Source organism: Nocardioides sp. (assembly GCF_964228225.1).
Lineage (GTDB): Bacteria > Actinomycetota > Actinomycetes > Propionibacteriales > Nocardioidaceae > Nocardioides.
Genome location: NZ_CAXQZB010000059.1, coordinates 54,972 through 72,754 on the forward strand (window position 1 = coordinate 54,972; position 17,783 = coordinate 72,754).

General features: G+C 73.8%; 15 protein-coding genes and 1 tRNA gene. 14 read left to right on the plus strand and 2 right to left on the minus strand.

Annotated elements, in window-relative coordinates; genetic code table 11:
- Nucleotides 1-8: 8 nt before the first annotated feature.
- Nucleotides 9-668: an acetoacetate decarboxylase family protein gene (locus tag ACERUJ_RS15080; protein ID WP_370249548.1), complete on the minus strand. Its 660-nt coding sequence runs from the start codon at nt 666-668 to the stop codon at nt 9-11.
- 178 nt (nt 669-846) lie between these two features.
- Here ACERUJ_RS15080 and ACERUJ_RS15085 point away from each other — a divergent pair, with 178 nt between their 5' ends.
- The 14 genes from ACERUJ_RS15085 to hemW all read left to right on the plus strand — a co-directional run bounded on the left by ACERUJ_RS15085 (nt 847) and on the right by hemW (nt 16,785).
- Nucleotides 847-1,167 carry an antibiotic biosynthesis monooxygenase gene (locus ACERUJ_RS15085; protein WP_370249550.1) on the plus strand — a complete coding sequence of 107 codons (321 nt, stop codon included), beginning with the start codon at nt 847-849 and terminating at the stop codon, nt 1,165-1,167.
- 81 nt (nt 1,168-1,248) lie between these two features.
- Complete coding sequence (locus tag ACERUJ_RS15090; RefSeq protein ID WP_370249551.1) at nt 1,249-2,646, plus strand: glycine--tRNA ligase; 1,398 nt, start codon at nt 1,249-1,251, stop codon at nt 2,644-2,646.
- Nucleotides 2,647-2,648: 2 nt separating this feature from the next.
- Nucleotides 2,649-3,467 (plus strand): hypothetical protein, encoded by an 819-nt coding sequence (locus tag ACERUJ_RS15095; protein WP_370249552.1) that lies wholly within the window; start codon nt 2,649-2,651, stop codon nt 3,465-3,467.
- Nucleotides 3,464-4,609, plus strand: coding sequence for a tRNA dihydrouridine synthase DusB (gene dusB / locus ACERUJ_RS15100; RefSeq protein ID WP_370249553.1), 1,146 nt, complete (start codon nt 3,464-3,466; stop codon nt 4,607-4,609). The genes ACERUJ_RS15095 and dusB overlap by 4 nt, the downstream gene beginning before the upstream one ends.
- A gap of 244 nt (nt 4,610-4,853) precedes the next feature.
- Nucleotides 4,854-5,792, plus strand: coding sequence for a hypothetical protein (locus ACERUJ_RS15105; protein WP_370249555.1), 939 nt, complete (start codon nt 4,854-4,856; stop codon nt 5,790-5,792).
- Between the two features lie 136 nt (nt 5,793-5,928).
- Entirely contained in the window at nt 5,929-7,245 is a 1,317-nt protein-coding gene (locus ACERUJ_RS15110) for a deoxyguanosinetriphosphate triphosphohydrolase (protein WP_370249556.1), read from the plus strand.
- A gap of 10 nt (nt 7,246-7,255) precedes the next feature.
- Nucleotides 7,256-9,169, plus strand: coding sequence for a DNA primase (dnaG, locus tag ACERUJ_RS15115; protein ID WP_370249557.1), 1,914 nt, complete (start codon nt 7,256-7,258; stop codon nt 9,167-9,169).
- Nucleotides 9,166-9,762: a hypothetical protein gene (locus ACERUJ_RS15120; protein ID WP_370249559.1), complete on the plus strand. Its 597-nt coding sequence runs from the start codon at nt 9,166-9,168 to the stop codon at nt 9,760-9,762. Before dnaG ends, ACERUJ_RS15120 begins: the two co-directional genes overlap by 4 nt.
- Nucleotides 9,763-9,879: 117 nt before the next feature.
- Nucleotides 9,880-9,952 (plus strand) — tRNA-Asn (locus ACERUJ_RS15125).
- A 137-nt stretch (nt 9,953-10,089) separates the two neighbouring features.
- Nucleotides 10,090-11,772, plus strand: coding sequence for an LCP family protein (locus ACERUJ_RS15130; protein WP_370249560.1), 1,683 nt, complete (start codon nt 10,090-10,092; stop codon nt 11,770-11,772).
- Nucleotides 11,773-11,821: 49 nt separating this feature from the next.
- Entirely contained in the window at nt 11,822-12,739 is a 918-nt protein-coding gene (locus tag ACERUJ_RS15135) for an aminoglycoside phosphotransferase family protein (RefSeq protein ID WP_370249561.1), read from the plus strand.
- Between the two features lie 63 nt (nt 12,740-12,802).
- A complete protein-coding gene (locus ACERUJ_RS15140) occupies nt 12,803-13,432 on the plus strand; it encodes an MOSC domain-containing protein (RefSeq protein WP_370249562.1) in 630 nt (209 codons plus the stop codon).
- A 145-nt stretch (nt 13,433-13,577) separates the two neighbouring features.
- Nucleotides 13,578-15,401, plus strand: coding sequence for a long-chain fatty acid--CoA ligase (locus tag ACERUJ_RS15145; protein ID WP_370249563.1), 1,824 nt, complete (start codon nt 13,578-13,580; stop codon nt 15,399-15,401).
- 133 nt (nt 15,402-15,534) lie between these two features.
- Nucleotides 15,535-16,785, plus strand: coding sequence for a radical SAM family heme chaperone HemW (hemW, locus tag ACERUJ_RS15150; protein ID WP_370249564.1), 1,251 nt, complete (start codon nt 15,535-15,537; stop codon nt 16,783-16,785).
- 114 nt (nt 16,786-16,899) lie between these two features.
- On the opposite strand, the gene ACERUJ_RS15155 is transcribed toward hemW, so the two are convergent.
- On the minus strand, nt 16,900-17,727 hold the full coding sequence (locus ACERUJ_RS15155) for a DUF3097 family protein (protein ID WP_370249566.1): 828 nt from the start codon (nt 17,725-17,727) through the stop codon (nt 16,900-16,902).
- Nucleotides 17,728-17,783 lie beyond the last annotated feature (56 nt).

Genomic DNA, 17,783 nt, shown 5'->3' on the forward strand with positions numbered 1-17,783 from the left:
GGTCGCCGTCAGCCGAAGCGGAGCCGGAAGGCGGCCTGGCGCACGGAGGCCAGCTGGGTGGCCCCGCGCAGGAACGCCAGCGGGCCGTCGGCGGCGAAGTCCCAGCGGGCCCGGGCCGGCAGGGTCTTGGAGGAACCCTGCAGCACCGCGACCTTCTCGCCCCCGCCCTCGGGCAGCTCCGGCTGCCACGTGGCGCCCTTGAACGGCAGGCGCGGCGCGAGGCGCGAGACGTCGGTGAAGGTCGCGCTGGCGATGGGGGAGCGGCCCAGGGACGCCGACCACGCGGCGGTGCTGAGCGGACCCTTGCGCGCGGTCTCGTAGTCGAAGTCGCACAGCCCCTTGGGGATCGCCCACAGCTCGCGACCGCCCGCCACGGAGGCCGGGGAGTCGACCCAGATGTCGGTGATCGTGACCCCCCGACCGGCTCCGGGCATCGGCGAGCCGTCGGTGGGGCCCTCGCCCTTGCGCAGCGCCCGCGCCACCAGCAGCTCGCCGTAGGTCAGCGGGCTGCCCTCCTCGTAGGACACGAACGCGGCGCCGTAGATCCCCGCCGGGCGGGTGGCGTCGACGTCGCGCTTGAGGCGGAACACGGTGAGCCACATCGAGCCCACCATCTGCCACGGAGCGGCGGGGTAGGCGACCTTCTCGTAGGGCAGCGGAGCCGTCATGGGGGCATGGTAGCCAGCGCTGCGCCCGGTCCCCCCGGGGTTCCAGCCCCGCCCGCCGGTGCGGCCGGCGGGAGGTTCGCGCAGCCCGGCAGTCCCATCGGCCCCACGCGCACCCTCGGCCCCCGGGGTCCCCTCGCTCGACGGCGGCCGAGCCGTCGTCGCCGCGTAGGCTGGGGGCGTGATCGTGGTCAACCGATTCCGGGTGGCGGCCGAGGACGCCGAGGTGTTCCGGGCCGACCTCAACCGCGCCCACGAGGCACTCGCGGCCCGCCCGGGCTACCTCGGCGGCGACGTGGGGCGCAACGTCGACGACCCCGCGCTGTGGGTGCTCACGACCCGGTGGGAGCACGTCGGGGCCTACCGTCGCGCGCTCTCGGCCTACGAGGTCAAGCTGCACGCCGTGCCGACGCTGAGCCGGGCCGTCGACGAGCCGAGCGCCTACGAGCCGGCCGGTCCGGGGTCCGACCTCAACGTCATCGCCGTGCGCTCGCTAGGCTGAGGCGTTCTCGCCGCCCCTGCCGGTCCCGCGCATCCGGCGCGGTCCACCCGGCCGGGGCCCCGTCATGACCAGGAGCATTCCGTGGCCAAGCCGCCCCCCTCGACCGTCGACGTCGTCGTCTCCCTCGCCAAGCGCCGGGGATTCGTGTACCCGTGCGGTGAGATCTACGGCGGAACCCGCTCGGCCTGGGACTACGGGCCGCTCGGGGTGGAGCTGAAGGAGAACATCAAGAAGCAGTGGTGGCGCGCCATGGTGCAGCGCCGCGACGACGTCGTGGGCCTGGACTCCAGCGTGATCCTCCCGCGCCAGACCTGGGAGGCCAGCGGCCACGTCGCGACCTTCACCGACCCGCTCACCGAGTGCCAGTCCTGCCACAAGCGCTTCCGCGCCGACCACCTGCAGGAGGCCGTGGCGGAGAAGGCGGGGCACGACGACCCCGACTCGGTCGACCTCGCCACCGTCGCCTGCCCCAACTGCGGCACCCGCGGCGCCTGGACCGAGCCGCGGCAGTTCTCCGGCCTGCTCAAGACCTACCTCGGCGTCATCGAGGACGAGTCCGGCCTGCACTACCTGCGCCCCGAGACCGCGCAGGGCATCTTCCTCAACTTCGCCAACGTGCTCACCAGCCAGCGGATGAAGCCCCCGTTCGGCATCGCGCAGATCGGCAAGAGCTTCCGCAACGAGATCACCCCCGGCAACTTCATCTTCCGCACCCGCGAGTTCGAGCAGATGGAGATGGAGTTCTTCGTCAAGCCGGGCGAGGACGAGGAGTGGCACCAGTACTGGATCGACGAGCGCACCCGCTGGTACACCGACCTCGGCATCAACCCCGACAACCTGCGCCACTACGAGCACGCGCAGGAGAAGCTGAGCCACTACTCCAAGCGCACCGTCGACATCGAGTACCGCTTCAACTTCCCCGGCTCGGAGTGGGGCGAGCTCGAGGGCATCGCGAACCGCACCGACTTCGACCTCTCCACCCACGCCGCGGCGTCGGGCAAGGACCTCTCGTACTTCGACCAGCCCAACAACGAGCGCTACACGCCGTTCGTCATCGAGCCGGCAGCCGGCCTGAGCCGCAGCCTGATGACCTTCCTGGTCGACGCCTACCACGAGGACGAGGCGCCCAACACCAAGGGCGGGGTCGACAAGCGGGTCGTGCTGCGCCTGGACCACCGCCTCGCGCCGGTCAAGGCCGCCGTGCTCCCGCTGAGCCGCAACGCCGACCTCTCGCCCAAGGCGCGCGACCTCGCCGCGGAGCTGCGCCAGCACTGGAACATCGACTTCGACGACGCCGGCGCCATCGGCAAGCGCTACCGCCGCCAGGACGAGATCGGCACGCCGTTCTGCCTCACGGTCGACTTCGACACCCTCGAGGACCACGCCGTCACCGTGCGCGAGCGCGACACCATGCAGCAGGAGCGGGTGGGCCTGGACCGCATCTCGGGCTACCTCGCCGAGCGGCTGCTGGGGGCCTGACCGTGGGGCGCCTGCCAGGACACGACCTCGGACGGCGCCCCGCGGCCCTGCTGGTCGCCGGCGTCCTGTCGCTCGCGCCCCTGGCGGGGTGCGGCTCGAGCGGGGAGTCCCCGGACCCCGGACCCTCCAGCACGGCGGCCCCGACGTCCTCGGCGACGGTCTCGCCGGCACCGGGCGACGACGCGTCGACGTCGCCGTCTGCTCCGCCGACCCCCGCCGAGGAGGACGGCTACCTGCCGGTGCCCGACGGCGTCACGCTCGACGCCCCGGGCTCGCGGCTGCCCTTCGGGGAGCCCGCGGCGGTGGCCTGGAACCCGCGCCAGGACCTGGTCGGGGTGCTCGGGCTCTCGGTGGAGCAGGTGCAGCGCGTGGTGTCGGCCCGGGTCTTCGCCGACTACGACCTCCCGGCGGGCACGACGCCGTTCCTCGTGCGGCTGAAGGTGGGCAACATCGGCGAGACCGACCTCGGGGGCCGCGACCTCCCGGTCTACGTGATCGACGCCGCCGACCAGCTGGTGGCGGCCACCGGCATCGACCGCGCCTTCGCCGACTGCCCGGGCGGCCAGCTGCCCGCGATCTTCGCCCCGGGGGACATCACCGACGCCTGCCTGGTGTTCCTCCTCGACGGCGACGCCGCCCCCGCTGCGGTCACCTTCCGGCCGCCCGAGGGCGTCGTGCCGATCACCTGGACCGGGCGCACCACGCCCTACCCCGCCCCCGAGCGCCGGAAGGGCCAGGGCACGCCCGGCAAGCCCGGGAACCAGCCCGGGAGCCGGCCCGGCGCCGCGCAGACCCCGTCGGCCGCGGAGACCCCCCGATGACCGCCGCCGGCGCCACCCTGCCAGGCCCGTTGCGCCTGGGCGCCCTCGAGGTCGAGGTCCCCGTGGTGCTGGCCCCGATGGCCGGCATCACCAACGCCGCCTACCGGCGGCTGTGCGCCGAGCAGGGGGCGGGTCTCTACGTCTGCGAGATGATCACCTCCCGCGGGCTGGTCGAGGGCGACGAGACCACCCGGGCGATGGTGACCTTCGACGAGCGGGAGACCACCCGGTCGGTGCAGCTGTACGGCACCGACCCGCACTACGTCGGCCGGGCCACGCGGATCCTGTGCGAGGAGTTCGGCGTGGACCACGTCGACCTCAACTTCGGTTGCCCCGTCCCCAAGGTCACTCGCAAGGGCGGCGGCGGTGCGCTGCCGTGGAAGCGCACCCTGCTGGCCCGCATCCTCGAGCAGGCGGTCGGGGCGGCCGCGCCGTTCGGCGTGCCCGTGACGATGAAGACCCGCAAGGGCATCGACGACGACCACCTCACCTTCCTCGACGCCGGCCGGATCGCGCAGGAGTCGGGGTGCGCCGCCATCGCCCTGCACGGACGCACGGTCGTGCAGGCCTACTCGGGCCGGGCCGACTGGGACGCGATCGGCGAACTGGTGGCCGCCGTCGACATCCCGGTGCTGGGCAACGGCGACATCTGGGAGGCCGCCGACGCGCTGCGGATGGTGGCCCACACCGGCGCCGCCGGCGTCGTCGTCGGCCGTGGGTGCCTGGGGCGGCCCTGGCTGTTCCGCGACCTCGCGGCGGCGTTCCGCGGCGAGCAGGTCGCGACCCTGCCGACCCTGGGCGAGGTGACGGCGATGATGCGACGCCACGCCGAGCTGCTGTGCCAGCACCTCGGGGAGGAGCGGGGCTGCAAGGAGTTCCGCAAGCACGTGACCTGGTACCTCAAGGGCTTCGCGGCGGGCGGCCGCCTGCGGCAGTCGTTGGGGCTGGTCGACTCCCTGGCCGCGCTGGACGCCCTGCTCGCCGAGCTCGACCCGACCGAGCCGTTCCCGGCCTCCGAGCTGGGTGCACCGCGGGGACGCCAGGGTTCGCCCCGGGCGCGGGTGGTGCTGCCCGAGGGCTGGCTCGACGACACCGACGGCACCGGTCTGGAGCTCGCCGAGGATCCCGGCTCCGGCGGCTGACACCGCGCCGGGGCCTGTTCCCGGTCCCGGTCGCGGCGACCGGAAGGGCCGCGCGGCGGTCTCATCAGCATCCGATGTGCGCCGTCGTGACTCCGATCTCCTCGCCCGTGCGGGTGAGCGGGCTCACCTACGGAAAACCGGTTGAAGATTGCCCGACCCCGGGATCGGTGTGTTTGACTCGGGCGTCGTACCCGGCTCAGGACGGGTGCACCTGCCCTGTCTTCCACCGCAAAGGATCAGCGCTGTGGCCGATCAACGCCACAAGCGGGACACCAATGCCCGCCCCCTCGACCGCCTGCTGCGAGCCCGCCCGACCACCCTGGCCGGATCGGTCGCGGTGCTCGCCACGACCGTCGTCGTCGGCGCCGGGGTGACCTTCGGCGGCTCCTCCACCTCCGGCGAGGACCTCGACGCGATCGTCGCGAGCGCGGCCGCCCGGGCCCGTGTGGAGGCCACCGGGTCCGCCACCGAGCAGGCCGGCCGGGTCGTGAGCCGCAGTGCCGACCGCGGCCGCGAGCGCGCCGCCGGCGACCGTCGTGCCGCCGCGCCCACCCGCCTCGAGCGCCGGATCGCGGCGATGATGGCCCCCGAGGTCAAGCGGCCCGTGATCGCGCGCGCGGTGGACACGCGGGATCCGGTGTGGACCACCGCCGCGCTCAACCTGTGGGTCTCGCCCGCCCAGGACGCTCGCCGCACCGGCGAGCTGCCGGCGGGGGAGAAGGTCGTGCTCACCGGCCGCGAGCTGGCCGGCCGGGTCGAGATCGTGTGGGGCAGCAAGCAGACCCGCTGGGTCACCGCCGGTTACACCTCCACCGAGAAGCCGTTCACGCTGGGCGGCGACTGCACGAACGGCACCACCGTGCCGAGCGGGGTCTCGGAGAACATCAAGAAGGTGCACGCCGCGGTGTGCGCCGCCTTCCCGGAGATCACCACCTACGGCACCTTCCGCGGCGACGGCGAGCACGCCCAGGGCATCGCGGTCGACATCATGGTCAGCGGCGACCGGGGCCGCCAGGTCGCGGAGTTCCTGCGCCGCTACTACGCCGAGCTCGGCATCTCCTACCTCATCTACCAGCAGCAGATCTGGTCGGTGGAGCGGTCCGGCGAGGGCTGGCGGGGCATGGAGAACCGCGGCTCCATCACCGCCAACCACTACGACCACGTCCACGTCACGGTCTACTGACGACCCGGCGTCCCGGGATCCGGCGGGGCCGGGACCGGCGGTCGTGCGCGGTCGCCTCGTGCCCCGGGCGCTGCGTCCGACCGGCACCGGCACCTCGCCTGTGCGGCGTCGGTACGGCCGCGTACGCTGCCCCCCGATGACTCCCACCGGCTCGGACGCCCGCGCGACGCAGGACCCCCACGGCGCCCTCTACGGCGACGCCGACCGGGCCCGGTGGGTGCCGGAGCCTCCCAAGCGGGTGGACGCGCCCGAGCGCACCGCCTTCGAGCGCGACCGGGCCCGGGTGGTGCACGCCGCCGCGTCCCGGCGGCTGGCGGCCAAGACCCAGGTGGTCGATCCGCGCTCGGACGACTTCGTGCGCAACCGGCTCACCCACAGCCTCGAGGTGGCCCAGGTGGCCCGCGACCTGTCCCGGGCGCTGGGCAGCCAGCCCGACATCGCCGAGACCGCGGCGCTGGCCCACGACCTCGGCCACCCTCCGTTCGGGCACAACGGCGAGCGGGCGCTCGCCGCGGTGGCCGAGGGTGTCGGCGGCTTCGAGGGCAACGCCCAGACGCTGCGGCTGCTCACGCGGCTGGAGGCCAAGACCGTGGACCCCTCCGGGCGCTCGGTCGGCCTCAACCTCACCCGCGCCACCCTCGACGCCTGCACCAAGTACCCCTGGACCCGCGCCGAGGCGCCCCGTCCGACGGGCTCCCACGCCGACGGCACCGCCGCGGTCGGGGCGAAGTTCGGGGTCTACGACGACGACCTCGACGTCTTCGACTGGCTGCGCACCCCCGGCACCGGCCGCCGGCGCTGCGTGGAGGCGCAGATCATGGACCTCGCTGACGACGTCGCCTACTCGGTGCACGACGTCGAGGACGGCGTCGTCGCCGACCGTCTCGACCTCACCCGCCTGGACCGGGCAGCGGTGTGGGAGACCACCCGGGCGTGGTACCTGCCCGAGGCCTCGGACGAGCAGCTGGACGCCGTGCTCGACGACCTGCAGGCCGTGGGCAGCTGGCCCCGGCACCCCTACGACGGCACCCGCGCCGGTCTCGCCGCGCTGAAGAACCTCACCAGCGACCTCATCGGCCGCTTCTGCGGCGCGGTGCAGGCCGCCACCTTCGCCGCCGGCGCCGGCCCGTTCGTGCGCTACCGCGGCGACCTCGTGGTGCCCGAGCGCACCCGCACCGAGATCGCGGTGCTCAAGGGCATCGCGGCGCACTACGTCATGCAGGCCGCCGACCGGGTGGCCCTGATGGAGCGCCAGCGCGAGGTGCTGACCGAGCTGGTGGCGGTGCTGGCGGACCGGGGTCCCGCGGCGCTGGACCGGCTGCACGCCGGTGACTGGCGCACGGCCGCCGACGACGCCGCACGCCTGCGGGTCGTCGTCGACCAGGTGGCCTCGCTCACCGACGCCTCCGCCGTGGCCTGGCACACCCGCCTGGTGGTGGGTGCCCGGCCGTAGGATCGCCGACGTGGCCGGCCGGATCCGTGAGGATGACATCCAGGAGGTGCGGGACAAGGTCCGCATCGAGGAGGTCATCGGCGAGCAGGTCACCCTGCGCAACGCGGGGGGCGGCAACCTCAAGGGCCTGTGTCCCTTCCACGACGAGAAGTCGCCGTCGTTCAACGTCACCCCGAGCCGCAAGCTGTTCCACTGCTTCGGCTGCCAGGAGAGCGGCGACACCGTCGCGTTCGTGATGAAGATCGACGGCCTCACCTTCACCGAGGCCATCGAGAGGCTCGCGGACCGTGTGGGCGTGCAGCTGCGCCGGGTCGAGGACGACAGCCCGGAGGCGCGGCGCCCCACCGGTCCGCCCCGGCAGCGGCTGCTCGAGGTCAACCGCGTCGCGGCGGAGTTCTACGCCGAGCAGCTCGGCAGCGCCGAGGCCGTCATCGCCCGCCAGTTCCTCAGCGAGCGCGGCTTCGACGCCGACGCCGCGCGCCATTTCGGCCTCGGCTACGCCCCGCGCGACGGGGAGGCGGTGCTGCGGCACCTGCGCGGGCGCCGTTTCACCGACGAGGAGAGTGTGGCGGCCGGTGTCGTCGCGCGCGGTCGCTCGGCCTACGACCGCTTCCGCGGCCGGCTGCTGTGGCCGATCCGCGAGCCCAGCGGCGCCACCCTGGGCTTCGGCGCGCGCCGGCTCTTCGACGACGACAAGATCGAGGCCAAGTACCTCAACACCCCCGAGACCGCGCTGTACAAGAAGAGCCAGGTGCTCTACGGCATCGACCTGGCCCGGACCTCGATCGGGCGGGAGTCCCAGGCGGTCGTCGTCGAGGGTTACACCGACGTCCTGGCCTGCCACCTGGCCGGCATCACCACCGCGGTCGCCTCCTGCGGCACCGCCTTCGGCGAGGAGCACACGCGGGTCCTGCGGCGCTTCCTGCTCGACCAGGACGAGCTGCGCGGCGAGGTGATCTTCACCTTCGACGGCGACGCCGCCGGCCAGAACGCCGCGCTCAAGACGTTCAAGGGCGACCACCGCTTCGTGGCCCAGACCTACGTCGCGGTCGAGCCCGAGGGCCTGGACCCCTGCGACCTGCGCATCAAGCACGGCGACGACGCCGTGCGGGCGCTGGTGGCCAACCGCGAGCCGCTGTACCGCTTCGTGCTGCGCAACGTCGTGTCCAAGTACGACCTCGACCGGGCCGACGCCCGGATCGCGGCCGTGCGCGAGGCGGCGTCGCTGGTGGTGAGCAGCCGTGACTCCGCGGTGGCGCAGAGCTCCTTCGCCCGCGACATCGCCGCACTCACCGGCGTCGACCCGGTGGACGTGCAGGCCGAGGTCACCCGGGCGGCGCGCCGCCCGGCCACCCCGCCGGCCGAGACGCCGGCCCGTCCCGCCCGCGAGCAGGCCGCCGCTCCGGCCGCGCCCGCCCCACCGCCGCGTCCGCGGCTGCCCGATCCGCGCGACCCCCGGTTCCTCATCGAGCGCGAGACCCTCAAGCTCGTGCTGCAGCACCCGATGGCGGTGGGGCGCACCACCGGCCAGGTCAGCGACGACGACTTCACCCACCCCGCCTACCAGCAGGTGTGGCGCCTGGTCATGGCGGCCGGCGGACCGGTCGCCGGTGTCGGCGACGACGGCTGGGCCGCGCGGGTGCGGGAGAGCGCGGCCGACGAGCCGGCGCTGGCCACCCTGGTCGGGGCGCTGGCCGTGGAGGAGATCCCGACCCCCAAGGACGTCGACCGCGACTACGTGCTCAAGTACGTCGTGCGGTTGCTCGAGCTCACCACCCTGCGTCGCATCGCCGAGGTGAAGTCCCGGCTGCAGCGCACCGACCCCGTCGCCCAGGAGGCTGAGTACCACCGCATGTTCGAGGACCTCGCCGCACTCGAGAACCACCGCCGCGTCCTGCTCGGCCTGCTCCCGGGGGGCCAGTGAGCACCCGCCTGGGCCGCCTCGGCGCCGTGCGACGCCTGCTCGGGTCCGCACCGCCCCCGCCGCCGGACGTGGTCGTCGCCGCCGGGGAGCGCGTGCTGGCGTGGGCCGTCGTCGTTCCGGAGGCGGAGCCCGCCCCGCCCGGGTCCACGACCCACGCGGCCGCCACCCGCAGCGCGCTCTACCTGCCGGCCGCCGGCGACCCCGCAGGCGCCCACCGGATCCCGTGGGAGCAGGTCGAGGCGGCCGACTGGGACGCCGAGACCGAGACCTTCCGGGTCAGCGAGGTGGGGGAGTGGGGTCAGCAGCGCCCCGAGCACCGGCTGCGGCTCGCCGACCCGACCCGGCTGCTGCAGCTGGTGCGCGAGCGCGTCACCGCCAGCGTCGTGCACCTGCGCCACGTGCCGATCGAGGGTCGGCGCGGCGCCCGGGTGATCGCGCGTCGCGCGCCCAACACCCACGAGCCGCTGCACTGGATCGTCGAGTACGACGACGGCATCGACCCCGGGGACCTGCGGGTGCGGCTGGCCGTCGCCGAGGAGCTGGCACTGGCCCGCGGCGAGGTGGGCGACGACGACGGCGTCGCCCGGCCCTGAGCCCCGGCCCTGATCCTCGGCCCCGATCCTCGGCCCCGATCCCGGACCTGGACCCCGCCGTGGCCGGGGTGGATTTCGACTCGGCGGGCGGGGTCGCTATGGTTGTCCCCGCAGCGGTCCCCTGTAGCTCAACTGGCAGAGCATTCGGCTGTTAACCGGAGGGTTGTTGGTTCGAGTCCAACCGGGGGAGCATCTGGTCCGGCCCGCGTCGTCGACGCGGGCCGGATGTGTTTCACGCCACCTCGATCCGCTCCGATCGCTCCTGCCCGGGTATCCTCGCCGCGGCGGGACCCACCCGTCGGTCCTGGCGCGTTCGCGGAGGTGTACGTGGTCGACGAGCGGTCCCCCTCGGGAGCCGGCGGTGCGGAGCAGCGCGACGCGTTCGTGATCGCCCGCGCCGCCGACCCGATCGACCCCACCCCCGCCGGCGGTCCCGCGCCCGGCCCGGAGCGGGCGCCGTCGCGTCCTCCCGGCGCCCGTCGAGCGGCGCGGTCCTCGCGCGTGCCCGCGCGTCGTCGTCCCAGCGGTGGTGCGCGTGCGCGCCGGCGGGCGACCGCCGCCGAGGCCACGGCGGCCACAGAGGCCTCGGGGGCCTCACAGGCCCGCGGCCGCAGCACGGCCGGCATGGTCGGTCTGACGGTCCTCGGCGGGCTGGTGCCCGGCACCGGCTACCTCGCCGCGGGCCGACGACGCCTCGGCGCGCTGGTGCTGCTCGTCTGGCTCGCCGCGGTGATCTCGGTGGGCGTGTACTTCGGCCGCGACGTCGGCACCGCCCTCGACGTCGCCTTCTCGCCCTCGGCGGTGCGCTCGCTGGTGGTCGGCCTCGTGCTCGCCCTGCTGGTCTGGGTCGCCGTCGTGGTCACCTCGCACCGCAGCGTGCGCCCCGGCCTCCGCACGCGGGCCCAGACGGCGATCGGCTACGGCACCGTGCTCGCCGTCGTGGTCGCCGGTGGCGCCCCGGTCTACCTCGGCGCCGAGCGGCTGCTCGCCCAGGCGGACCTGGTCGAGACCGTGCTGCCCGAGAACTCCGTCAGCGCCACCACGCCGGAGGTCACCGAGGAGGACCCCTGGGCCGGTCAGGACCGGGTCAACGTGCTGCTGCTCGGCGGCGACGGCGGCGAGGGCCGCACCGGGGTCCGCACCGACTCGATCATCCTGGCCAGCATCGACACCTCGTCGGGCAAGACCGTGATGTTCAGCCTGCCGCGCAACCTCATGTACGCCCAGTTCCCCGACGGCACCCCGCTGCACGAGATCTACCCCGAGGGCTACAACACCGGCCTCGGTGGCGGCTTCGACATGATCAACGCCATCTACAAGCAGGTGCCCGAGCAGTACCCCGGTCTGCTGGGCCGCAGTGACAACGAGGGCGCCGACGCCATCAAGCTCGCCGTCTCGGGCTCGCTCGGCGTGCCGGTCGACTACTACATCCTGGTCAACCTCGAGGGCTTCAAGACCGTCGTGGACGCCATGGGTGGCATCACGGTGAACATCAACCAGCGGGTCGCGATCGGCGGCAACACCGACGCCGGCATCCCGCCCGACGACTGGCTGGAGCCCGGGCCGGACCAGAAGCTCAACGGGTTCAAGGCGCTGTGGTTCGCCCGCGGCCGCTACGGCGCCGACGACTACCAGCGCATGGACCGTCAGCGCTGTGCGATCGACGCGCTCATCGAGGCCGCCGACCCGATCAACCTGTTGCGCCGCTACGTCGACCTCGCCAAGGCCGGCGAGAAGGTCCTCTACACCGACATCCCCCGCAAGATCGCCTCCGACTTCGTCGAGCTGCTCCTGCGCGTCAAGAACGCCAAGATCCGCTCGGTGGTGTTCAAGAACTCCGCGAACTTCTTCCCCGGGGACCCCGACTACGACTACATGCGGGCCGTGGTCGACAAGGCGCTGTACCCGCCGAAGAAGAAGGGCGGCGGCCGCGAGCAGGAGGCCTCGGCGGAGAACCCGATCGACGTGTGCGCCTACAACCCCGCCGAGACGGTCTACGCCAGCGACTGAGTCCGCCCCGGACACACCGACGTCCCGGCGGTCGTGGTGGGATGGTCGGGTGGAGGAGGTCGCGCTGCCCGAGGCCTTCGCCGCCTTCGCCCGTCGCGGCGAGGCCTGGGCCCGGTTCGTGGCCGGGACGCCGCGGCTGGTGCGCGACCTGCTCGGCGAGTGGGAGCTGCGCCCCGACGGGCCGGCGACCCACGGCCGGTGCGCGCTCGTCGTGCCGGTCCGCACGGCGGCCGACGCCGCAGCGACGCTCAAGGTGGGCTTCGTGGAGGAGGAGTCCGAGCACGAGGCGCTGGCGCTGCAGCACTGGCACGGGCGGGGTGCGGTGACGCTGCTGCGCGCCGATCCCCGTCGGGGTGCGCTGCTGCTGGAGCGCCTCACCGACCGCGATCTGGACCAGGAGTGGGACGTCGCGGCCTGTGAGGCCGTGGGCGAGCTGTGTCGTGACCTGCACCGGCCGGCACCGCCCCCGCTGCGCCGACTCTCGGCCCACGCCGGTCGGTGGGCCGCTGAGCTCGCCGGGCTGCCCCGCAACGCCTCGCTGCCCCGTCGTCTGGTCGAGCAGGCCGCCCACCTGGCCGCGGGGTTCGCCAGTGACCCCGGCACCGACGGGCGGCTGGTCCACACCGACCTGCACTACGAGAACGTGCTGGCCGATCACGACGGTCGCTGGCGCGCCATCGACCCCAAGCCGCTGTCCGGCGACCCCTGCTTCGAGCCGGCCCCGCTGCGGTGGAACCGGTTCGACGAGCTCGCCGGCGACGTGCGCGACGGCGTGCGGCGACGCTTCCACGCCGTCATCGACGCCGCCGGCATGCCGGAGGAGCGTGCGCGGGACTGGGTGATCGTGCGGATGATGGTCAACGCCCGGTGGGCGCTCGCCGAGGTCGAGGCCGGCCGCACCCCCGACGGATCGCTCCGCACCTGGCTCACCACCTGTGTGGCGGTCGCCAAGGCGGTGCAGGACTAGGGGAAGGGCGACGGGCCTCGTGGACACCGGTGAGGGCGCCGTCGGGCCTGCGAGGATGGCACGGTGGACACCTCTCCGGCCCCGGCCACGATCGTCTCGGTCAACCTCGGCACGCCGCAGCAGGTGGACTGGATCCGCAGTGGGCGCACCGCCATCGACCGGCGTCCGGTGACGGGTCCGGTGGCGGTCGGCCCGCTCGGCCTGGCGGGCGACGAGGTGGCCAACCGCCGGTTCCACGGCGGTCCGGACAAGGCCGTGTACGCCTTCGCCCAGGAGCAGCTCGAGTACTGGCAGGAGGTCCTGGACCACCCGTTCCCGCCCGGCTCGTTCGGCGAGAACCTCACGACCCGCGGCCTCGCCGTCGACGAGGCGGTGATCGGGGAGCGTTGGCGGCTCGGCGAGGGGCCCGGCGCCGCGGTGGTGGAGGTCGCCTCGTTCCGCACGCCGTGCCGGGTCTTCCAGGCCTGGCTGGCCCACCGCGGCGCACCGTCGCGGGCGTGGGTGCGCCGCTTCACCCAGCACGCCCGACCCGGGGCCTACCTGCGCGTGATCACCCCCGGTCCGGTCGCCGCCGGCGACGCCGTGAGCATCGTCCACCGACCCGGTGGCACCGCGGGCGGTGCCACGATCGCCTCCACCTTCCGGGCCGCGCACGGCCTCCCGGCCCACGACGACCCGATGCTGCCGGGGTGATCCGCAGCAGCCGGTCCGCCGGCGCCCGCCGTCCCGTCGGCGGGGATCCCGACAGCCGCTCTGGACGGGGTGTGCGGCCCGTCACCACCGGGTGACTAAGGTTACCCACCAGAAACCCCGTCTCGGTCGTCCCAGAGGAGCCGCTTTGCCCGTCAACTTCGACACCTCGTTCGTCGACCACCTGACCCAGAACATGGCCCTGCAGTTCCTCGACCGGGTGGAGACCAGTGCGCAGCACGAGGCCTTCCGCTTCCCCCGCGGCGAGGCGTGGGAGTCGGTCACCTGGCGTCAGGCCGGTGACCTCGTCTCCCGGCTCGCGGCCGGCCTGCTCTCGCTCGGCATCGAGCGCGAGCAGCGCATCGGCATCGCCTCCGGCACCCGCTACGAGTGGATCCTGGCCGACCTCGCCGTCATCTGCGCCGGCGCCGCCACCACGACCGTGTACCCCACGACCGGCGCCGAGGACACGGCCTACATCCTGAGCGACTCCGAGTGCCGCATCGTCTTCGCCGAGGACGACGCCCAGCTGGCCAAGCTCGCCGAGAAGGCGGCCGACCTGCCGCTGCTGCGCACGATCGTGACCTTCGACGGCACCGCCGACGGCGACCGGGTGATCACCCTGGACCGCCTCGCCGAGCTGGGCGACGCCTACCTCGCCGAGCACCCCGACGTCATCCGCCAGACCGCGGAGAGCATCCCCGGCGACCAGCTCGCCACCCTGATCTACACCTCCGGCACCACCGGCCGCCCCAAGGGCGTGCGCACCCTGCACCAGGCGTGGGTGTACGAGGGCATGGCCATCAAGGTGCAGGACATCCTGCACGAGGACGACCTGCAGTTCCTGTGGCTGCCGATGGCCCACTCCTTCGGCAAGGTGCTGCTCTCGGCCCAGCTCGCCTGCGGCTTCGCCACCGCCATCGACGGCCGGGTCGAGAAGATCGTCGACAACCTCGGCGTCGTCAAGCCCACCTTCATGGGTGCCGCCCCCCGCATCTTCGAGAAGGCCCACGCCCGCATCGTCACGATGCAGGCCGCCGAGGGGGGTCTGAAGGAGAAGCTGTTCCTGCAGGCCTTCAAGGTCGGCCAGGAGGTCGACCGTCGGCGGCTCGCGGGCCGCTCGGTGCCGCTGCCGTTGAAGCTGCAGCACGGCCTGTTCGACAAGCTGGTGTTCTCCAAGGTGCGTGAGCGGTTCGGCGGACGGGTGAAGTTCTTCATCTCCGGCTCCGCGGCCCTCAACCCCGAGATCGCGCAGTGGTTCCACGCCGCCGGCATCCTGATCCTCGAGGGCTACGGCATGACCGAGAACGCCGCGGGCGCCACGGTCAACCACCCCGACCACTACAAGATGGGCACCGTCGGGATGGCGATCCCCGGTTCCGAGGTCAAGATCGGCGAGGGCGACGAGGTCCTGCTGCGCGGCCCGCACATCATGGCCGGCTACCACAACAACGACGAGGAGACCGCCAAGGCCATCGACGCCGACGGCTGGCTCCACACCGGCGACAAGGGCTCCCTGGACGCCGACGGCTTCCTCACCATCACCGGCCGCATCAAGGACCTGTTCAAGACCTCCGGCGGCAAGTACATCGCGCCCTCGGCGATCGAGGCCAAGTTCAAGGCCGTGTGCCCCTACGCCAGCCAGTTCATGGTCTTCGGCAACGACCGCAACTTCGTCTGCGCCCTGGTGACCCTCGACCCCGACGCCATGGCGGCGTGGGCGGAGGAGAACGAGATGGCCGGCGCGTCCTACGCCGAGCTCGTCGCCTCCCCGAAGGTCAAGGCGATGGTCGAGGGCTACGTCACCGAGCTCAACAACCGCCTCAACCGGTGGGAGACGGTGAAGAAGTGGGAGATCCTCCCCGCCGACCTCACCATCGAGTCCGGTGAGCTCACCCCGTCGATGAAGGTCAAGCGCAACGTCGTGGAGGCCAACAACAAGGCGCTCATCGACAGCTTCTACGGCGGCTGACCGCCCCGCGGGCCCCCACCCGCACCCGACGCCGGGAGGACGCGCATCGCGACCTCCCGGCGTCGTCGCGTCCCGGGGCGGGGCCCCGGGGTCACCCCTCGGTGGCGGGACGCGCCCCTGGGAGGATGGGCGCATGCCCTCCACGCTGCCCGACGGCGAGCCGGTCCCCGACGACGGCGCGCTCCCGGCGTCGGCCGCGCAGGCCTGGTCGGCGGGGCCCACGCCCACGCCGCTGTCGGTGTACGTCCACGTGCCGTTCTGCGCGGCCCGCTGCGGCTACTGCGACTTCAACACCTACACCGCCGCCGAGCTCGGCGAGGGCGCCTCGCGCGCGGAGTTCGCCGCGACGGCCGCGGCCGAGGTGCGCCTGGCCCGCCGGGTCCTCGACCCCGTGACGACCCGGGTGGACACCGTGTTCGTGGGCGGTGGCACCCCCACCCTGTTGCCGGCCGCCGACCTGGGGGAGGTCCTGCGGGTCATCGACGGCGAGTTCGGGCTCGCGCCCGACGCCGAGGTGACCACCGAGGCCAACCCCGACTCGGTCACCCCGGAGCAGCTGGCCGCGCTGCGGGAGGCCGGCTTCACCCGGATCTCCTTCGGCATGCAGTCGGCCGTGCCGCGGGTCCTCGACCTCCTCGACCGCACCCACGACCCCGAGGGCGTGCCGCGCGCCGTCGCGTGGGCCCGGCAGGCCGGCTTCACCCAGGTGAGCCTGGACCTCATCTACGGCACGCCGGGGGAGCGTCCGCAGGACTGGGAGACCAGCCTCGACGCTGCGCTGGCCTGTGCGCCCGACCACGTCTCGGCCTACGCCCTGATCGTGGAGGACGGCACCGCCCTGGCCCGTCGGGTGCGGCGCGGGGAGCTTCCGGCCCCCGACGACGACGACCTCGCGGCGAAGTACGAGATCGCCGACGCCCGGCTGCGGGCCGCGGGACTGGACTGGTACGAGGTGTCGAACTGGGCGCGTCCGGGCGCGGCCTGCCGCCACAACCTCGGATACTGGCGCGGTGCCGACTGGTGGGGCATCGGGCCCGGCGCCCACTCCCACATCGCCGGCACCCGCTGGTGGAACGTCAAGCACCCCCAGGCCTACGCCGCCCGGTTGGCGCAGGGGCGCTCACCCGCACACGCCCGCGAGGTGCTGACCGAGGAGGACCGCACCCTGGAGCAGGTGCTGCTCGAGATCCGGTTGCGCGAGGGCCTGCCGCTGCAGACGCTGGCGGCGTTCCACCCCAGCGTGGGCCACGTCGCCGGCGTCGTCGAGGCCGAGATCGCCGCCGGGCTGCTCGACCCCGCGCCCCTGGCCGACGCCGGCCGACTCGTGCTCACCGAGGCCGGTCGGCTGCTCGCCGACGCCGTCGTGCGCCGCCTCGTCGGCTGAGCGACCCCGCTGGGCGACCCTGCTGATCGACCCTGCTGATCGACCCCGCTGATCCACCCCGTGCTGGGCCGGCCCGGCTCGCGGGGCGCCGGGGCGGGGAGACGGCGCCGGGGCTCAGGCGGTGACGAAGTCGATGAGCTCCTCGACCCGGCCGAGCAGGGCGGGGTCGCAGTCGGCGTAGGAGTCGACCCGGCTCAGGATGTGCTGCCACGCGCGGGCGATGTCGGCCTGGGTGGCGTGGGGCCAGCCCAGACGGGCGCAGACCCCCTTCTTCCACTCCTCCTGGCGCGGCACCTCGGGCCAGGAGGCCAGCCCGAGCCGTTCGGGCTTCACCGCGGCCCAGATGTCGATGAAGGGGTGGCCGACGACGAGGACGTGCGGGCCCTCGACCCGCGCCGCCATCCGCTGCTCCTTGGAGCCGGCCACCAGGTGGTCGACCAGCACCCCGACCTTGCGGTCGGGTCCGGGACCGAAGGAGGCGAGCACCTCGGGCAGGTGGTCGACGCCGTCGAGCAGCTCGACCACGACGCCCTCGATCCGCAGGTCGTCGCCCCAGACCTTCTCGACGAGCTCGGCGTCGTGACGACCCTCGACGAAGATCCGGCTGGCGCGCGCCACGCGGGCACGGGCCCCCGGGACGGCCACGGAGCCGGACGCCGTGCGGGTGGGCGCGGCGGGCGCGGCCCGGCGCACCGGGGCCACGAGGATGACGGGGCGGCCCTCGAGCAGGAAGCCGGGACCCAGCGGGAAGGAGCGACGCCGCCGGCGGCGGTCCTCCAGGGTGACGGTGTGCAGGTCGCGGTCGACCGCGACGATCTCGCCCACCCAGTCGGTGGTGACCTCCTCGACGACCGCGCCGAGCTCGGCGGGCGCCTCGACCGCCCGCCCGCGCTTCGGGGCGCGCCAGTCTCCGCTCAGGACGTCGGTGCCGTAGCGATCCACGGCGATCACGCTAGGCGGGGCCGCCGACAGTCCCGGGCAGGCGCGCCGCGTGGCGC